This is a genomic window from Bacillus sp. BR3(2024) (genome assembly GCF_039134555.1).
GTDB classification, from domain to species: domain Bacteria; phylum Bacillota; class Bacilli; order Bacillales; family Bacillaceae_G; genus Bacillus_A; species Bacillus_A cereus.
The window spans coordinates 4389719-4405893 of record NZ_CP152433.1 but is presented as its reverse complement, the minus strand read 5'-3'; the positions used below and the strand labels follow the sequence as shown (position 1 = coordinate 4405893).

Below are 16175 nucleotides of genomic sequence, written 5' to 3'. Positions count from 1 at the left end.
GCTTAGTGACATATCCCCTTTTTGTGTTATACTATTATTGGGATTGGAGATAAATAGTATAACGCATTCAAGGGGGATAACATATTATGACTCGTGTGGCAATTAATGGATTTGGACGTATTGGGAGAATGGTATTTCGTCAAGCAATAAAAGAAAGCGCATTCGAAATTGTAGCAATCAATGCAAGCTATCCATCTGAAACGTTAGCACACTTAATTAAATATGATACAGTTCATGGCAAGTTTGACGGAACAGTAGAAGCATTTGAAGATCACTTATTAGTTGATGGAAAAATGATTCGCCTTTTAAACAACCGCGATCCAAAGGAATTGCCTTGGACAGATTTAGGTGTTGAAGTTGTAATTGAAGCAACTGGTAAATTTAATTCGAAAGAAAAAGCAATTCTTCACGTTGAAGCTGGAGCGAAAAAAGTTATTTTAACAGCGCCTGGTAAAAATGAAGATGTAACAATTGTAGTTGGTGTGAACGAAGACCAATTAGATATTACAAAACATACTGTTATTTCAAATGCATCTTGTACAACAAATTGTTTAGCGCCTGTTGTGAAGGTGTTAGATGAGCAGTTTGGAATTGAAAACGGTTTAATGACGACAGTTCACGCTTATACAAATGACCAAAAAAATATTGATAACCCACATAAAGATTTAAGAAGAGCACGTGCTTGCGGACAATCAATCATTCCGACAACGACAGGTGCTGCGAAAGCGCTAGCAAAAGTTCTTCCACATTTAAACGGAAAACTTCATGGTATGGCACTTCGTGTACCAACACCAAACGTGTCTCTTGTTGATTTAGTAGTAGATGTAAAACGCGATGTGACAGTTGAAGCTATTAACGATGCATTCAAAACTGTTGCAAACGGTGCGTTAAAAGGTATTGTAGAATTCAGCGAAGAGCCTTTAGTATCTATCGACTTTAATACAAATACACACTCAGCTATTATCGATGGTTTATCTACAATGGTAATGGGTGATCGTAAAGTGAAAGTACTTGCTTGGTATGATAACGAGTGGGGCTACTCTCGTCGTGTTGTAGATCTTGTAACGTTAGTTGTTGAAGAGTTAGCGAAACAAGAAAATGTGCAACACATTTAAGTGAATAAGGGAGGAGAGGGCAAGGCGATATTTGCCCTCTTTTTTTAATTTTTTCTGAAAAGGAAAAAAATTATATAAGTATATTTTAAAAAGTGGACATACCACGAAACGTTGTGATTACTGCATTTGTGAATCGTTTATTTTTTTTAGGGAAAAGTAAAGAGGAAAATATGACAGAAAATCGAAAAAACTGTTGTTGCAAAATGAAAATAAACAAAGTATACTAACACTCGTAAACTTAAGAGCTGAGGTACGTAGTCACTACTTAAAGGGTTAGGACCTCTCTGGACTAACTTTCCCCCGTGGTAGTGGAGCAAGCCAAATTGCAAATTAGTTTTCAATTCGAACAGTTAGAATAAATTTACAAGGGGGAACTGTAGAATGGATACTATGGATACGATGGGTCGTCACGTGATCGCTGAACTTTGGGATTGCGATTTCGACAAGCTTAATGACATGCCGTATATTGAACAATTATTTGTGGATGCTGCACTAAGAGCTGGTGCTGAAGTGCGTGAGGTTGCTTTCCATAAATTTGCACCACAAGGTGTAAGTGGAGTAGTAATTATCTCAGAATCACATTTAACAATTCATAGCTTTCCGGAGCACGGTTACGCAAGTATTGATGTTTATACTTGTGGGGATCGTATTGATCCAAATGTTGCTGCAGAATATATTGCAGAAGGTTTAAACGCGAAAACGCGTGAGAGCATCGAGCTTCCTCGAGGCACTGGTAGCTTCGAAATTAAGCAGAGAGAAACAAAAGCTCTTTAAAAAAGAACATAATTGATTTAAAATGTAAAGAGGTGTATAATGCACCTCTTTTTTAGTTTATAAAAAAGGGAAAATATAACGTACTCGTTAGTTGAATAAATTGGACTCTTGCAAATGAGGTAGTGCCCTATATACCATCTTATTTTTAAGGATGAGATGATAAAGTGATGCGCTGGAACTTAAAGTGGTAAGAGAGTTAGAATGAGTTATATAATATTGTATATATATTTTAGGTGAAGTGAGTAGAGAAAAATAAAGAGTATAGTGTAAAGGAGTGAATGAATTGCGTTGTCCATCCTGTTCTCATAATGGTACAAGAGTGTTAGATTCGCGTCCGGTAGACGAGGGGCGCTCTATTCGAAGAAGGAGAGAGTGTGAAAGCTGCTTAAGTCGCTTTACGACCTTTGAAAGGGTAGAAGAGTCACCTCTTATCGTTGTAAAAAAAGAAGGCACACGAGAAGAGTTTAATAAAGAAAAGATTTTACGCGGTTTAATTAAAGCGTGTGAAAAAAGACCAGTATCTTTAAGGCAATTAGAAGAAGTAACACAAAGCGTGGAACGTGAACTGCGTAATTTAGGTATATCAGAAGTGAAAAGTGATATGATTGGTGAAATTGTTATGGAAGAACTTCGCGATATTGATGATGTTGCTTACGTACGTTTTGCTTCTGTATATCGTCAATTTAAAGATTTAAATGTATTTATTGAAGAATTAAAAGATATACTGCAAAAAGAAAGAGAGTAGAAGTTGTATTTTATTCTCTTTACATACCGTAAGTAATAGGATAAGAGAGCTAGAAGCGCAAGCTAATAGCTCTTTTTCACTAAGAATTTATATAATGAAGATAGAACGAATGAAGTAGAGGATAGATTGGATGAGAGAAAGGAAAAGCAAGAATGGAAAAACAGTCATGGATGGAGCTATTGCCGATTGATCGTTATAAAGTAAGTGCGAAAGGACTACTGCACAATTACGACCGAAAAGTGTTAACGATGTTGTATCAGCCGTTAATAGGTAGTAGAGCTTTTAGCTTATACATGACACTATGGGGAGAGCTTGAGCAAGATCGTGTATTTGGAAAAGAGAATACGCATCATTCCCTTATGGTGACTATGCAAATGCAACTTCCTGAAGTATATGAGGAACGAGTAAAGTTAGAGGCAATTGGGCTTTTGAAGGTATATATTAAGAAAGAAAAAGATATTCGAATGTTCATATATGAGTTGCAACCACCTTTATCTCCGAAGCAGTTTTTTGATGATATTGTTTTAAGTATCTTTTTATACAATCGATTGAGCAGGACAAAATATAATCAAGTAAAGCAATATTTCTTAGAAGAAGAATTTGATTTTGCTTCTTATGAAAATGTTACGCGTTCTTTCAATGATGTGTTTGGTTCGTTTAATCCAGGACAACTTGAGCATGCGCAAGAAGACCTTCGTATTCCAAAAACGACAACTATGCCAAGTAACGAGAAGGGAGACGCTCCGAAAGTTTGGAATGATTTCTTTGATTTCTCTTTATTTGTAGATGGATTGTCCGCTCTTGTTCCTAAAAAGGCGATTACAGATCAAGTGAGAGACTGCGTTATAACACTTGCTTACGTGTATGGTGTAGATGTGTTATCGATGCAAAATATCGTTCTTGGTGCAGTGACAGAGATGCAAACAATTGATATGGAAAGGCTTAGAAAAGGAGCGCGCGATTGGTATCAATTTGAAAATGGTCAAGCATTACCGGTATTAAGTGAAAGAGTACAGCCTCATGCTGCACGTACGATGAAAGAGAAAGAGCCTTCATCGCAAGAGGAGATGCTAATAAAGCAGCTAGAGGAAATCTCACCAAAACAACTATTGAAAGAGATTTCTGGTGGTGCAGAGGCAACGAAAGCGGACTTGCAGATCGTTGAAGATGTCATGATTAATCAAAAATTGACACCAGGAGTTGTGAATGTACTTATTTATTACGTTATGCTACGCTCAGATATGAAACTTGCGAAAACGTATGTCGAGAAGATTGCTGGGCATTGGGCACGTAAAAAGGTCGGTACAGTAGCGGACGCGATGGCGTTAGCGAAAGAAGAGAACCGTCAATATCAAGAGTGGGCTGAGACGAAGAAAAAAGGCCGTACGGCGAAGAAAACGGTGCGGAAAGAAATGGTGCCAGATTGGCTTAAGGAAGAAGAGCCGAAAGAACAAGAGAAAGAAACAGTGAAGAAAGATGTAAGTGTAGAAAAAGATGCAAGTACGCTAGAAGATGAACGAAAACGACTAGAAGAAGTGTTAAAAAAATATAAGCGTGATTAATAGAAGAGAATGAACGCTCTTTGAGGTGAGAAAATGGAGCATATTCAAAATTCATTTGCAAAATTAATGGAAAATGAAAACTTTAAAAATAGATATGAAGTATTAAAGGCAGAAGTAATGGCGCATCCGCGTGTGAAAGAATTTATAGATGAACATAAGGGTGAAGTAACGACTTCTATGATTGAGCGCAGTCTTGTGAAGTTATATGAATATATTGGACAAAGTGTAGGTTGCGTGGATTGTCCGGATTTAGGCTCATGTAAAAATATGCTACAAGGGTACGAGCCAAAGCTTGTTATTCAAGGGAAGATGATTGATATTCAATACGATCGCTGCGTTAGAAAAGTAGCGCATGACGAGAGAAAGAAATATGAAAAACTTGTTCAAAGTGTATATATGCCAACGGATATTTTACAGGCAACTATGGAAAACTTAGATCCTTCTGATTTAAATGCACGTATCGATGCGATTGGTGCAGCGAATGAATTTTTAAGTACATATGAACCAGGTAAAAAAGCACAAGGTTTATATTTGTACGGTAAATTTGGTGTAGGAAAAACGTATTTGTTAGGAGCAATAGCGAACGAGCTTGCTCGAAAGAAAATAAGTTCGATGCTCGTATACTTCCCGGAATTTTTACGTGAAATTAAAAGTTCAATTCAAGATAATTCGATTGGTGAGAAGATTGATGCGGTTAAACGCGTACAAGTTTTAATGTTAGATGATATCGGGGCAGAAGCGATGTCAAGCTTTGTCCGTGACGATGTACTCGGTGCAATCTTACAATTCCGTATGTTAGAAAACTTACCGACGTTCTTTACGTCTAATTTTGATTTTAAACAACTGGAACACCATTTAACGTATACACAGCGTGGCGAGGCTGAAGAAATGAAGGCAGCACGCATTATGGAACGAATTAAATATTTAGCGAAACCAATTCCGATTGGTGGGAAAAACCGTCGTCATAAGTAAAAGAGCAAGCTGAGAAGCTTGCTCTTTTGTATTATAGTGATATTTTCTTTTCAAATATGAGGTCGAAATATTCAGGTTGTCCAGAACTGCCAAACGTAGGGGCAACAATCTGTACGAACCTCCAGCCATCTCTAGCATGTTCTTGAATAATTTCTTGGTAGTCTTCAGCTGGTTTTGAGCGAGTGAACCCCCAATGTAATTCGACTTTTACGAATTTATATTCAAACATTCAGATACCCCCTTTTATTGATAAGTAAAGTATACAATAAAAATTCATAGTAGCTTGTATCATTTTTTTCTCCCTCCCTTAATATATATAAAATTAGCAAGCCATATTGAGTGGATTTTCTAACGATAGGAAATGTAATTCTACTAAGAGTGAACTTCACGCGGAACGGACTCTTATAGGATTTGTAACGTATAGATACAGTCCTTTAGAGCGGGGATAAAAGGGGGGACAAAAGTGATTGAAATTTGCTTCGAAGAAAAAAATGATGCTATGTACGTATATAGACAATTGCTGAAAAGAGCGGAAGTATTATATAAGGAAACGAGTGTGTATTTACAGGAACAAAAAGTGGTGATTCACATACCAGTACGTGAATCGAATTATATTGAAAAGATCTTATTGCCAGTAATGGTGTATTTCATTGTGAATGTGAAACAAAATGAGTGGATTTATACGATTTTAAAAGAAAAGTTTTTTTATGAAGAACAAGAAGAGTGTCATCAAATATTGCACATGGCACATGAGATTTTAAAGGGAAGAAGAAAAGGTGTAGCTCAGGATTTAACGCGTAACGCATTTGAGTCATATATTAAGTCTTCTTTAAATAATTGGCTTTGTGATCCGCTCTCATTCTCGTTTTCATCATATATCCGTTTTCGTCTTCGTACATATAGGGAAATGGTGGCTAAACTTGCGGAAGTGGCAATTGATGAATATAAGATGGAGCAAGAATACCAAATGTTCATTGAGACGCTTCGGCAACAAGTAAGTAGCCGTAAATCACGTTTGTCTTGCATGCATCTTATTTTTGATGAAAGCTTTATCTTTTATGATGATAAAGGTAGGCGTTTAAAACAGGAGAAGTTGGTCCAATATATAGATGAGGAATTATTAAAGCAAAATGATGTATATATTGATACGAAAGTAATTGCGCCGCTTCTTTCTATTTCGCCCAAAAAGATTTATTTATATACGAAAGAACAAGACCATAATATGATAATTACTTTGCGAAATGTGTTCCAAGAACGGGTCCAATTACATGGATTACATGATTTTGAGCGCAATGTGAAAAATTTAAAAAATAAAGGTAACGCCCTTGATTTTCTAAGTTTTTGAGCATATAATTACCTACATAAATGAAATATATTGAAATGTCATGATGAGGACATGAGTAGTTTTCTACGATTTTCAGAGAGGGAAGCCTTAGGGTGTGAGCTTCCTAGTACGGGATTATTACTTACCACCTCTAAACTTTAGCAGTGAACGGTTTTTCTAGTAATTGCTAACGGACAACACCGTTATGTTGAACTTGAGCAATTAACAATTATGTTAATTGGAACAAGGGTGGAACCACGAATTCAACACTCGTCCCTTTTTACGGGATGAGTGTTTTTTATTTTGAGAAAAAGAGGAGTGACCAGTGATGGCAGATGTAGTTAAAATTACTTTCCCTGATGGAGCTGTGAAGGAGTTTCCAAAAGGCGTAACAACTGAAGAAATCGCAGCTTCTATTAGCCCAGGCTTAAAGAAAAAAGCTGTAGCTGGAAAATTAAACGATGAGATGATCGATCTTGTTACACCAATCGAAGAAGATGGTGCAGTTTCTATCATTACATTAGATTCTGAAGATGGCCTATATATTTTACGCCATTCAACAGCCCACCTTTTAGCACAAGCGTTAAAACGTTTATATAAAGATGTTAAGGTTGAGCTCGGCATTGGTCCAGTAATTGAAAATGGCTTCTACTACGATATTGATATGGAAGAAGCAATTACAGTTGAAGACTTCAAGAAAATCGAAAAAGAAATGCAAAAAATCGTGAACGAGAACTTGGAAATCGTTCGTCATGAAGTACCACGTGCAGAAGCAATTCGTCGCTTTGAAGAAATCGGCGATGAGTTAAAATTAGATTTAATTAACGATCTTCCAGAAGATGCAGTTATTTCAATCTATGAGCAAGGCGAATTCTTCGACCTTTGTCGTGGTGTTCACCTTCCATCTACAGGGAAAATTAAAGTGTTTAAATTATTAAGCGTTGCAGGTGCTTACTGGCGCGGCGATAGCAATAATAAAATGCTACAACGTATTTACGGTACTGCATTCGTTAAAAAAGCGGAATTAGATGAGCACTTACGTATGCTTGAAGAAGCGAAAGAGCGCGATCACCGTAAATTAGGTAAAGAATTAAAACTATTTACTAATAGCCAAAAAGTAGGACAAGGTTTACCACTTTGGTTACCAAAGGGTGCAACAATTCGTCGTATTATCGAGCGTTATATCGTTGATAAAGAAGCAAGCTTAGGCTATGATCACGTATATACTCCAGTACTAGGAAGCAGAGAGCTTTATGAAACTTCTGGTCACTGGAACCACTATCGTGATGGCATGTTCCCATCAATGGAAATGGATAACGAAGAATTAGTTCTTCGTCCAATGAACTGTCCTCATCATATGATGGTTTATAAAAATGATATTCACAGCTACCGTGAATTACCAATCCGTATTGCGGAACTTGGAACAATGCACCGTTATGAAATGTCAGGTGCGTTATCTGGATTACAACGTGTACGCGGAATGACTTTAAACGATGCGCATATTTTCGTTCGTCCAGATCAAATTAAAGAAGAGTTAAAACGTGTTGTAAACTTAACTCTAGAAGTGTACAAAGATTTCGGTTTAGAGAACTACTCATTCCGTCTATCTTACCGCGACCCAGCAGATACTAAAAAGTATTATGCGGATGATGAGATGTGGGAAAAAGCACAAGGTATGTTAAAAGAAGCTATGGATGAAATGGGGCTTGATTACTATGAAGCTGAAGGTGAAGCGGCATTCTACGGTCCAAAACTTGACGTTCAAGTTCGTACTGCTCTTGGAAAAGACGAAACACTTTCAACTGTACAATTAGACTTCTTGCTTCCAGAACGCTTTGAATTATCATACGTTGGTGAAGACGGTAAACAACATCGTCCAGTTGTAATTCACCGTGGTGTTGTATCAACTATGGAACGTTTTGTAGCCTTCTTAATTGAAGAATACAAAGGTGCATTCCCAACATGGTTAGCTCCAGTTCAAGTACAAGTAATTCCAGTTTCTCCGCAAGTACATTTAGACTATGCGAAGAAAGTACAAGACGAATTGCGTCGTGCTGGTATCCGTGTTGAATTAGACACTCGTGAAGAGAAGATCGGTTACAAAATCCGTGAAGCACAAATGCAAAAAATTCCGTACATGCTTGTAGTAGGTGACAATGAAGTAACTGAAAACGGCGTAAACGTACGTAAATATGGTGAACAAAAATCAGAAACAATCGCATTAGATGCTTTTGTTGACATGATTAAAGTAGAAGGAAAACGATAAGAAAAAGCCGCGGTATACCGCGGCTTTTTTATGTAATATACTTGAGAAAAATTAGAAAAAATAACCATGTAACACTTATCATAAAAAAGTATTGCAAGTATGTTAGTTGTTTGTTACAATATTTCTTGTTGTTAGTAAAACACATCGCGTCTTCTTGACAGACGTCATGTCCTATGATAAACTCATCAAGGATAATAGAATATTGTTTTGTGGAACAAGTAGAAGCACCCGCTTCTCACCTGATGGACGCATTCGCAGTTAACAGGTAAATGTATTTCTTACTTAAGATTTTACAAGTGTGGGTGTCGTATGCCCGCACTTTTTTTGTTCGGGTTCTATGACTACAAAATATGTTCTGAGAAAACCTTGGAGGTGGCTTACTATTAGCAAGGATATGATGATTAACGAGCAAATTCGTGCACGTGAAGTACGTTTAGTTGGCGCAAATGGCGATCAACTTGGAATCAAGTCTCGTAATGACGCTTTAGACTTAGCTGCAAATCTTAATCTTGATTTAGTATTAGTTGCTCCAAATGCGAAACCGCCAGTATGCCGCATTATGGACTACGGTAAATTCCGCTTTGAGCAACAGAAGAAAGAAAAAGAGCAGCGCAAAAATCAAAAAGTAATTAGCATGAAAGAAGTTCGTTTAAGTCCAACAATTGATGAACACGACTTTAACACAAAACTTCGTAATGCTATCAAGTTTTTAGAGAAAGGCGACAAGGTTAAAGCATCAATTCGCTTTAAAGGACGTGCCATTACTCATAAAGAAATCGGTCAACGTGTTTTAGATCGCTTCTCAGAAGCTTGTGCTGAAGTTAGCACAGTTGAATCTAAGCCTAAAATGGAAGGACGCAGTATGTTCTTAGTTTTAGCACCGAAAAACGATAAGTAATAGATAGAGGAGGAAATACCTATGCCTAAACAAAAAACTCATCGCGGCGCTGCAAAGCGTTTCAAAAAGACTGGATCAGGTAAACTGAAACGTTCTCACGCTTACACAAGCCATTTATTCGCTAACAAATCTACAAAAGCTAAACGTAAACTACGTAAAGCTGGTGTAGTAAGCGCTGGTGACTTCAAACGCATTCGTCAAATGCTTGACAACTTAAAATAAGTTCGGCTGATATATAGAACAATTAGGAGGTAATATTATGCCAAGAGTAAAAGGTGGTACAGTTACTCGTCAACGTCGTAAAAAAGTAATTAAATTAGCAAAAGGTTACTACGGTTCAAAAAATACATTATTCAAGGTTGCTAACCAACAGGTTATGAAATCTCTAATGTATGCATTCCGTGACCGCCGTCAAAAGAAACGTGACTTCCGTAAATTATGGATTACACGTATCAACGCAGCAGCTCGTATGAATGGTCTTTCTTACAGCCGCTTAATGCACGGTCTTAAAAATGCTGGCATCGAAGTTAACCGCAAGATGCTTGCTGACTTAGCTGTTCATGACGAAAAAGCTTTCGCTGAATTAGCAACAGTTGCAAAAAACAACATTAACTAATTAATTAGTTGAAACCTTAGAAGAATTTTCTTCTAAGGTTTTTTTATTTGTATTCAAATAGAAGTTAGAAGTGAAAGAAATTCTAAAGATTAACGGCTATGTTGTTATCAATATGACAAAATCAATATAAAAGTTATAGCAGTATAGAAGAATATACATATGAAGTCAGGAGAATACTCCTGGCTTTTTTCAATTCTGCTCGTTTGGAAAGAAGAGTATCTTTCCTAGCTGAAACGACACTGCTATAATGGAAAGATGATATGGAACTTTCATCAGATGAACAATTTAAGAGCGATGACTGAAACGTATTTGTAAATTAAGGACAAGCTATTTTATAAAGAGTTAGATAGCTGACTTATTCATAAGAACTGAAACATAATAATGAACTTTGAGATGAAACAACATTGTTGCGTAAAATGCGATGTTGGAGGAGGACAATAGAATGGACTTACTACAACTATTTAAATTACAAAAAGAATTAGATGACCGTATTGCAAAAGAACATGACTTACAACCGAAAAAATTGTTAAAAGAAAAAATGTTAGCTCTTCTTGTAGAAATTGGAGAACTTGCAAATGAAACACGTTGTTTTAAATATTGGAGCAACAAACCAGCATCAGAACGTGAAGTAATATTAGAAGAATACGTAGATGGTTTGCATTTTATTTTATCAATCGGAATTGATTTAGGTATTGATAAAAACTTCCTATTCTATAAATGTGCACAGACGAATAAAACACAAGTGGAAATTTTCTTAGACACATATGCGAAAGTAATTCGTTTTACAGATCAACCATCTATTACAAACTATATTGAATTATTTACGAGCTATCTTCGACTTGGACAAGCACTTGAATTTGAACAAGAAGAGATTGAAAAAGCATATTTAGATAAAAATGAAGTAAATCATCAGCGTCAAACACAAGGATACTAATTTAATTTTTGAATATTTCAATTTAATTATTGTATAATGAATTGACTGAAGAAAAAGGAGGGTGTTGGCAATGACAAAATTAGACGCGACATTGACAATGCTAAAAGAATTAACAGATGCACGTGGTATTGCTGGTAATGAGCGTGAACCACGTGAAGTAATGAAGAAATATATTGAGCCGTTTGCGGACGAACTTTCTACTGATAATTTAGGGAGTTTAGTTGCGAAAAAAGTAGGGGAAGAAAACGGCCCGAAAATTATGGTTGCAGGTCATTTAGATGAAGTTGGATTTATGATTACACAAATCGATGACAAAGGTTTCCTTCGCTTCCAAACGGTTGGTGGCTGGTGGTCACAAGTTATGCTTGCGCAACGCGTGACGATTGTAACGCGTAAAGGAGATGTAACAGGTGTAATTGGTTCAAAACCACCGCACATTTTACCTCCAGAAGCTCGTAAAAAGCCAGTTGAAATTAAAGACATGTTCATCGATATCGGTGCTTCTAGCCAAGAAGAAGCGATGGAGTGGGGCGTACGACCAGGAGATCAAGTTGTACCTTACTTTGAATTCCAAGTGATGAAGAATGAAAAAATGTTACTTGCAAAAGCATGGGATAACCGAATCGGTTGTGCAATTGCAATTGACGTATTAAAACAATTAAAAGATGAAAAGCATCCAAACGTTGTATATGGCGTTGGAACTGTACAAGAAGAAGTTGGTCTTCGTGGCGCAAAAACATCTGCGAATTATATTAAACCAGATATCGCGTTCGCAGTAGATGTTGGTATCGCTGGAGATACACCGGGTGTAACGTCAAAAGAAGCACAAAGTAAAATGGGCGATGGACCACAAATCATTTTATATGATGCTTCTGTTATTGGACATACAGGTTTACGTGATTTCGTAGTTGATGTTGCTGATGAATTACAAATCCCGTATCAATATGATTCAGTAGCAGGCGGAGGAACGGATGCGGGTGCGATTCACATTGCTGTAAATGGTATTCCTTCTATGGCAATTACAATTGCAACGCGCTATATCCATTCTCATGCGGCAATGTTACATCGTGATGATTATGAAAATGCAGTGAAGTTAATTGTAGAAGTTATTAAACGTCTTGATAAAGAGGCTGTACATAACATTACATTTAATTAATAGAAAAAGCGAAGGAGCTTCTCCTTCGCTTTTTTATGTTTTAAAAAGGCCTTTCTAATCCTGCAGCAGTATGAGCCCCTAAAATAATTAAACGAGTTAATTGCATCGCCATAAAATGCGGGGTATATATCATCCCTCTTTTTAGCCATGACATAATCATTCCTAGGTGGGCACCAGTAACATAACTAATGAGAATATCGCGTGGAACCATTAGTTTTTCATCGTTAGGTTGTGAAATAGAGAGGCTTAATGTTAAATGCGTTTGAATTGCTTTCATCATCTTATACGTATAGTTTCCAGCAGCTTTATCACCAAGCATGACGTTATAGAAGTTAGTGTTTTCTGCAATATGTTCGAACAAGGCCAAAAAACTTGGATGTGGCGAATCAAATGTTAGTTGGAAATCTTCTTTATTTCTATTTCTCGGTTTAATTACTTCAGTTAGCTTTTCTAACATTTCTTCAATGCTTTTGTCTAGTAAGTCATATTTATCGTGGTAATGGCTATAAAATGTAGCGCGGTTTACAGGAGCGCGTTCTGCGATATGTTGAACAGTAACATTTTCAAAACCTTTTTCGCCTACTAAAGCGACAAAAGCATCCTGTATGAGTTGTCTCGTCCGTTTTACACGTGGATCATTTGTATTTTTAATAGACATTTTTATTTCCCCTCGTTTAATTTTCTATACTTAAACAACATATTGGTATTATATTGTTGTTTAAACGACATTTCATACGTAAATTGTCGGTTGTAGATTCAAAATAATTATTTATAATTATAAACGATAGTCCTTCAGAAATCAGCACCGCTCGCAGGTAGAGAAGTTTCGATTTAAGCTGCAGATGGTGTGATTTTTTTGTTAAAAGGTTAATATAATTAACAATTAAACAATCTAAACAATAAGGACATAAATAGTTTAGAAAAAAATTATATGCGATATAAGGAGAGGAATGCAATGAATCAGTTTCGAAGAATGGTAATTATCAACATTATCACATTAATTGTACTAGTTGGCGGCGGTATTGGCGGTTATTACTATTACAATCAAACGGAAAATTACTTAAAAACAGACAATGCAAAGATTGATGGAAAGGTAATTCCGGTTGCTTCACCAGTAGCAGGTAAACTAACTGACTGGAAAGCTGAAGTAGGAAAAAATTATAATGAGAACGATAAATTAGGTACTGTTACTGTAGCGGCAGCTAATGGAGAACAAACAGTAGATGTAACAATTCCACAAAATGCAACAGTTGTACAATCAAACGCGACAACAAATGCTTTCGTTGGAGCGGGTAGCCCGATTGCTTATGCATTTGATATGAACAATTTATGGGTAACAGCAAACATTGAAGAAACAGATGTTGATGATGTTCAAAAAGGTCAAGATGTAGATGTGTATGTAGATGCATACCCAGATACAACGTTAACAGGAAAAGTAGAACAAGTTGGCTTAACAACAGCGAATACATTCTCTATGTTGCCATCAAGCAACGCAACAGCGAACTATACGAAAGTAACACAAGTAGTACCAGTTAAAATTTCTTTAGATCATAGCAAATCAGTAAATATTGTTCCTGGCATGAATGTGACAGTTCGTATTCATAAGTAAGGGGGAGATGAGATGTCCTCAATTGTAATTGCAGGATATGCACTATTTTGTATAATCGTCTTCTTCCTTGTAAATCGTCTTTTACGAAAGAAAAAAACGAAAATGGGAGAAGAACAAGTCCCAGCCGTAAGTAAAATAGAAGTAAGTAAAGTTGAAACAGAAGAGAAAGAAATTGAACGAAAGCAAGAATCGGAAATTTCTAATGTAGTTGAGTTAGAAACAGGAAAGCAAGAAGAAGTAAAACAAGAAAAAGAAGTGCCGAAAAAACAAATGTCTATGCCTGTAGAGAATGTGAACGTAAAAGCAGTTGTAGCTGTATTAATTCTAGGCATGTTCGTTTCTATTTTAAACCAAACAATCATTAATGTTGCATTACCTCCGTTAATGAATGAATTTAATGTATCAACTTCAACAGCACAATGGTTAATTACAGGCTTCATGCTTGTAAATGGTATTTTAGTACCGATTAGTGCCTTTTTAGTTTCACGATTTACGTATCGTAAATTATTCGTAGCAGCAATGTTATTCTTCACGGTAGGATCTATCATTTGTGCTACTTCAGGAAACTTTACAATGATGATGACAGGTCGCGTAATTCAAGCAGTTGGTGCGGGTATTTTAATGCCGGTTGGTATGAATATCTTCATGACGTTATTCCCGCCTCATAAACGCGGAGCGGCGATGGGATTACTAGGTGTAGCGATGATTTTAGCACCAGCTATCGGACCAACTGTAACAGGTTGGGTGATTGAAAACTATAGCTGGAACTTAATGTTCTATGCGATGTTTATTATTGGTTTAATTATTACGTTCCTATCTTTAAAATTCTTTACACTAGCTCAGCCGGTGTCTAAAACGAAATTAGATATATTCGGTGTGGTTAGTTCAAGTATTGGACTAGGAAGCTTATTGTACGGATTTAGTGAAGCTGGAAATAATAGTTGGACTAGTGCAGAAGTCATTATTTCACTTGTTATCGGTGTAATTGGTTTAGCGTTATTTATTTGGAGAGAGTTAACAACGGACAATAAAATGCTTGATTTACAAGTATTTAAATATCCAGTATTTACTTTTACTTTAGTAATTAATGCAATCGTTACGATGGCATTATTCGGAGGTATGTTATTGCTTCCAGTATATCTGCAAAACATTCGTGGCTTTACGCCAATTGAATCTGGTTTACTACTTCTTCCAGGATCATTAATTATGGGGATCATGGGACCAGTAGCGGGTAAATTATTCGATAAATATGGTATTCGTCCATTAGCGATAATTGGATTGGCAATTACGACGTATGCGACATATGAATTTACAAAATTATCGATGGATACACCGTATAGCGTTATTATGACGGATTATATTATACGTTCAATTGGTATGTCATTCATTATGATGCCAATTATGACAGCTGGTATGAACGCGCTGCCGATGAAATTAATTTCTCACGGTACAGCAACGCAAAATACGTCAAGACAAGTAGCTGGTTCAATTGGAACAGCGATTTTAATTACACTTATGACGCAACAAACAACTGCCCACGTAGCAGATTACGGCAACATGTTAACAACATCAAACCCAATTTTAGTTGATAAAGTACACGGCATGGGTCAAAGCTTAGCGGCCTTAGCTGGATCAGCTCAAGCAGGAGACGCGATGAGCACACAACTATTATATGGACAAATTTCAAAGCTATCTGCAATTAACGGTATTAACGATGCCTTCTTAATCGCAACGATACTTGCAGGTATCGCTTGGGTGTTATCGTTCTTCTTACAATCAGGCAATAAACCAAATAGAAAAGCAGGGAATTAATTTCCCTGCTTTTTTGCCTTTTTAAAGAGTGAGATATAAAAAATGATAACCAGTTACGGAGCACAGCCCTGTTATAAACAAAATTGTCCCCATAGAACAAATACTCGATATTTGCCTGCCGCTTATAATAGCTAATAGTCCAGCTAAAGAGAAGAAGCACCAATATAAAGTTCCCGAAATTGGAACCATCCCCTCTAAATCTATTCCAGAACCTATACAAACAATAGGAACAACGATGAGTAATATGCTAGTGAAACCAGCTATAATGGTAAGTAATTTACGATGTTTCATGCCAGCAATAATTAAAAAAATGCCGACGATGAATTCGCATAACATTAAAGTAAGAGCTAAAATCATCCAAGTTAATATTCCAAACACTTCTGTATTACCTC

At 36.6% G+C, this 16175-nt stretch carries 17 protein-coding genes and 2 other annotated features; of the genes, 14 read left to right on the top strand and 3 right to left on the bottom strand.

What is annotated here, in order from left to right; all coding sequences use genetic code 11:
* Nucleotides 1-86: 86 nt before the first annotated feature.
* The 5 genes from V7S45_RS22670 (at nucleotide 87) to dnaI (ending at nucleotide 5168) form a co-directional block, all read left to right on the top strand.
* Entirely contained in the window at nucleotides 87-1115 is a 1029-nt protein-coding gene (locus tag V7S45_RS22670) for a glyceraldehyde-3-phosphate dehydrogenase (protein WP_000198974.1), read from the top strand.
* A 390-nt stretch (nucleotides 1116-1505) separates the two neighbouring features.
* Entirely contained in the window at nucleotides 1506-1889 is a 384-nt protein-coding gene (gene speD / locus V7S45_RS22665) for an adenosylmethionine decarboxylase (protein WP_002003660.1), read from the top strand.
* A 283-nt stretch (nucleotides 1890-2172) separates the two neighbouring features.
* Nucleotides 2173-2634 carry a transcriptional regulator NrdR gene (nrdR, locus tag V7S45_RS22660; protein WP_001203687.1) on the top strand — a complete coding sequence of 154 codons (462 nt, stop codon included), beginning with the start codon at nucleotides 2173-2175 and terminating at the stop codon, nucleotides 2632-2634.
* 152 nt (nucleotides 2635-2786) lie between these two features.
* On the top strand, nucleotides 2787-4196 hold the full coding sequence (locus V7S45_RS22655) for a DnaD domain protein (protein ID WP_000415049.1): 1410 nt from the start codon (nucleotides 2787-2789) through the stop codon (nucleotides 4194-4196).
* Between the two features lie 33 nt (nucleotides 4197-4229).
* The gene (dnaI, locus tag V7S45_RS22650; RefSeq protein ID WP_000400104.1) at nucleotides 4230-5168 is read left to right on the top strand and encodes a primosomal protein DnaI; all 939 of its coding nucleotides are present in this window, start codon (nucleotides 4230-4232) and stop codon (nucleotides 5166-5168) included.
* 31 nt (nucleotides 5169-5199) lie between these two features.
* Here the strand turns inward: dnaI and V7S45_RS22645 are convergent, their stop codons facing one another.
* Complete coding sequence (locus tag V7S45_RS22645; protein ID WP_000464456.1) at nucleotides 5200-5397, bottom strand: DUF4177 domain-containing protein; 198 nt, start codon at nucleotides 5395-5397, stop codon at nucleotides 5200-5202.
* Nucleotides 5398-5631: 234 nt separating this feature from the next.
* Between V7S45_RS22645 and ytxC the strand changes: the two genes are divergently transcribed.
* The 7 genes from ytxC (at nucleotide 5632) to V7S45_RS22610 (ending at nucleotide 12362) form a co-directional block, all read left to right on the top strand.
* Nucleotides 5632-6513: a putative sporulation protein YtxC gene (ytxC, locus tag V7S45_RS22640; protein ID WP_061457748.1), complete on the top strand. Its 882-nt coding sequence runs from the start codon at nucleotides 5632-5634 to the stop codon at nucleotides 6511-6513.
* 31 nt (nucleotides 6514-6544) lie between these two features.
* Nucleotides 6545-6773, top strand: a binding site (T-box leader).
* A 47-nt stretch (nucleotides 6774-6820) separates the two neighbouring features.
* A complete protein-coding gene (gene thrS, locus V7S45_RS22635) occupies nucleotides 6821-8758 on the top strand; it encodes a threonine--tRNA ligase (protein WP_000786083.1) in 1938 nt (645 codons plus the stop codon).
* Between the two features lie 210 nt (nucleotides 8759-8968).
* Nucleotides 8969-9089 (top strand) — a sequence feature (ribosomal protein L20 leader region).
* 63 nt (nucleotides 9090-9152) lie between these two features.
* Complete coding sequence (gene infC / locus V7S45_RS22630) at nucleotides 9153-9656, top strand: translation initiation factor IF-3 (protein ID WP_000973215.1); 504 nt, start codon at nucleotides 9153-9155, stop codon at nucleotides 9654-9656.
* Nucleotides 9657-9677: 21 nt separating this feature from the next.
* On the top strand, nucleotides 9678-9878 hold the full coding sequence (gene rpmI, locus V7S45_RS22625; protein ID WP_001125945.1) for a 50S ribosomal protein L35: 201 nt from the start codon (nucleotides 9678-9680) through the stop codon (nucleotides 9876-9878).
* A gap of 37 nt (nucleotides 9879-9915) precedes the next feature.
* Complete coding sequence (gene rplT, locus V7S45_RS22620; RefSeq protein ID WP_001138362.1) at nucleotides 9916-10272, top strand: 50S ribosomal protein L20; 357 nt, start codon at nucleotides 9916-9918, stop codon at nucleotides 10270-10272.
* 442 nt (nucleotides 10273-10714) lie between these two features.
* Entirely contained in the window at nucleotides 10715-11206 is a 492-nt protein-coding gene (locus tag V7S45_RS22615; RefSeq protein ID WP_000365050.1) for a dUTP diphosphatase, read from the top strand.
* Between the two features lie 70 nt (nucleotides 11207-11276).
* A complete protein-coding gene (locus V7S45_RS22610) occupies nucleotides 11277-12362 on the top strand; it encodes a M42 family metallopeptidase (RefSeq protein WP_000163555.1) in 1086 nt (361 codons plus the stop codon).
* A gap of 40 nt (nucleotides 12363-12402) precedes the next feature.
* Here V7S45_RS22610 and V7S45_RS22605 read toward each other — a convergent pair whose 3' ends face one another.
* Nucleotides 12403-13020: a TetR/AcrR family transcriptional regulator C-terminal domain-containing protein gene (locus tag V7S45_RS22605; protein WP_000023672.1), complete on the bottom strand. Its 618-nt coding sequence runs from the start codon at nucleotides 13018-13020 to the stop codon at nucleotides 12403-12405.
* A gap of 297 nt (nucleotides 13021-13317) precedes the next feature.
* On the opposite strand from V7S45_RS22605, the gene V7S45_RS22600 reads away from it, so the two are divergent.
* Complete coding sequence (locus tag V7S45_RS22600; protein ID WP_001071419.1) at nucleotides 13318-13971, top strand: HlyD family efflux transporter periplasmic adaptor subunit; 654 nt, start codon at nucleotides 13318-13320, stop codon at nucleotides 13969-13971.
* Nucleotides 13972-13983: 12 nt separating this feature from the next.
* On the top strand, nucleotides 13984-15783 hold the full coding sequence (locus V7S45_RS22595) for a DHA2 family efflux MFS transporter permease subunit (RefSeq protein WP_000095295.1): 1800 nt from the start codon (nucleotides 13984-13986) through the stop codon (nucleotides 15781-15783).
* Nucleotides 15784-15804: 21 nt separating this feature from the next.
* Here the strand turns inward: V7S45_RS22595 and V7S45_RS22590 are convergent, their stop codons facing one another.
* Nucleotides 15805-16161: a hypothetical protein gene (locus tag V7S45_RS22590; protein WP_000467059.1), complete on the bottom strand. Its 357-nt coding sequence runs from the start codon at nucleotides 16159-16161 to the stop codon at nucleotides 15805-15807.
* Between the last annotated feature and the right edge of the window lie 14 nt (nucleotides 16162-16175).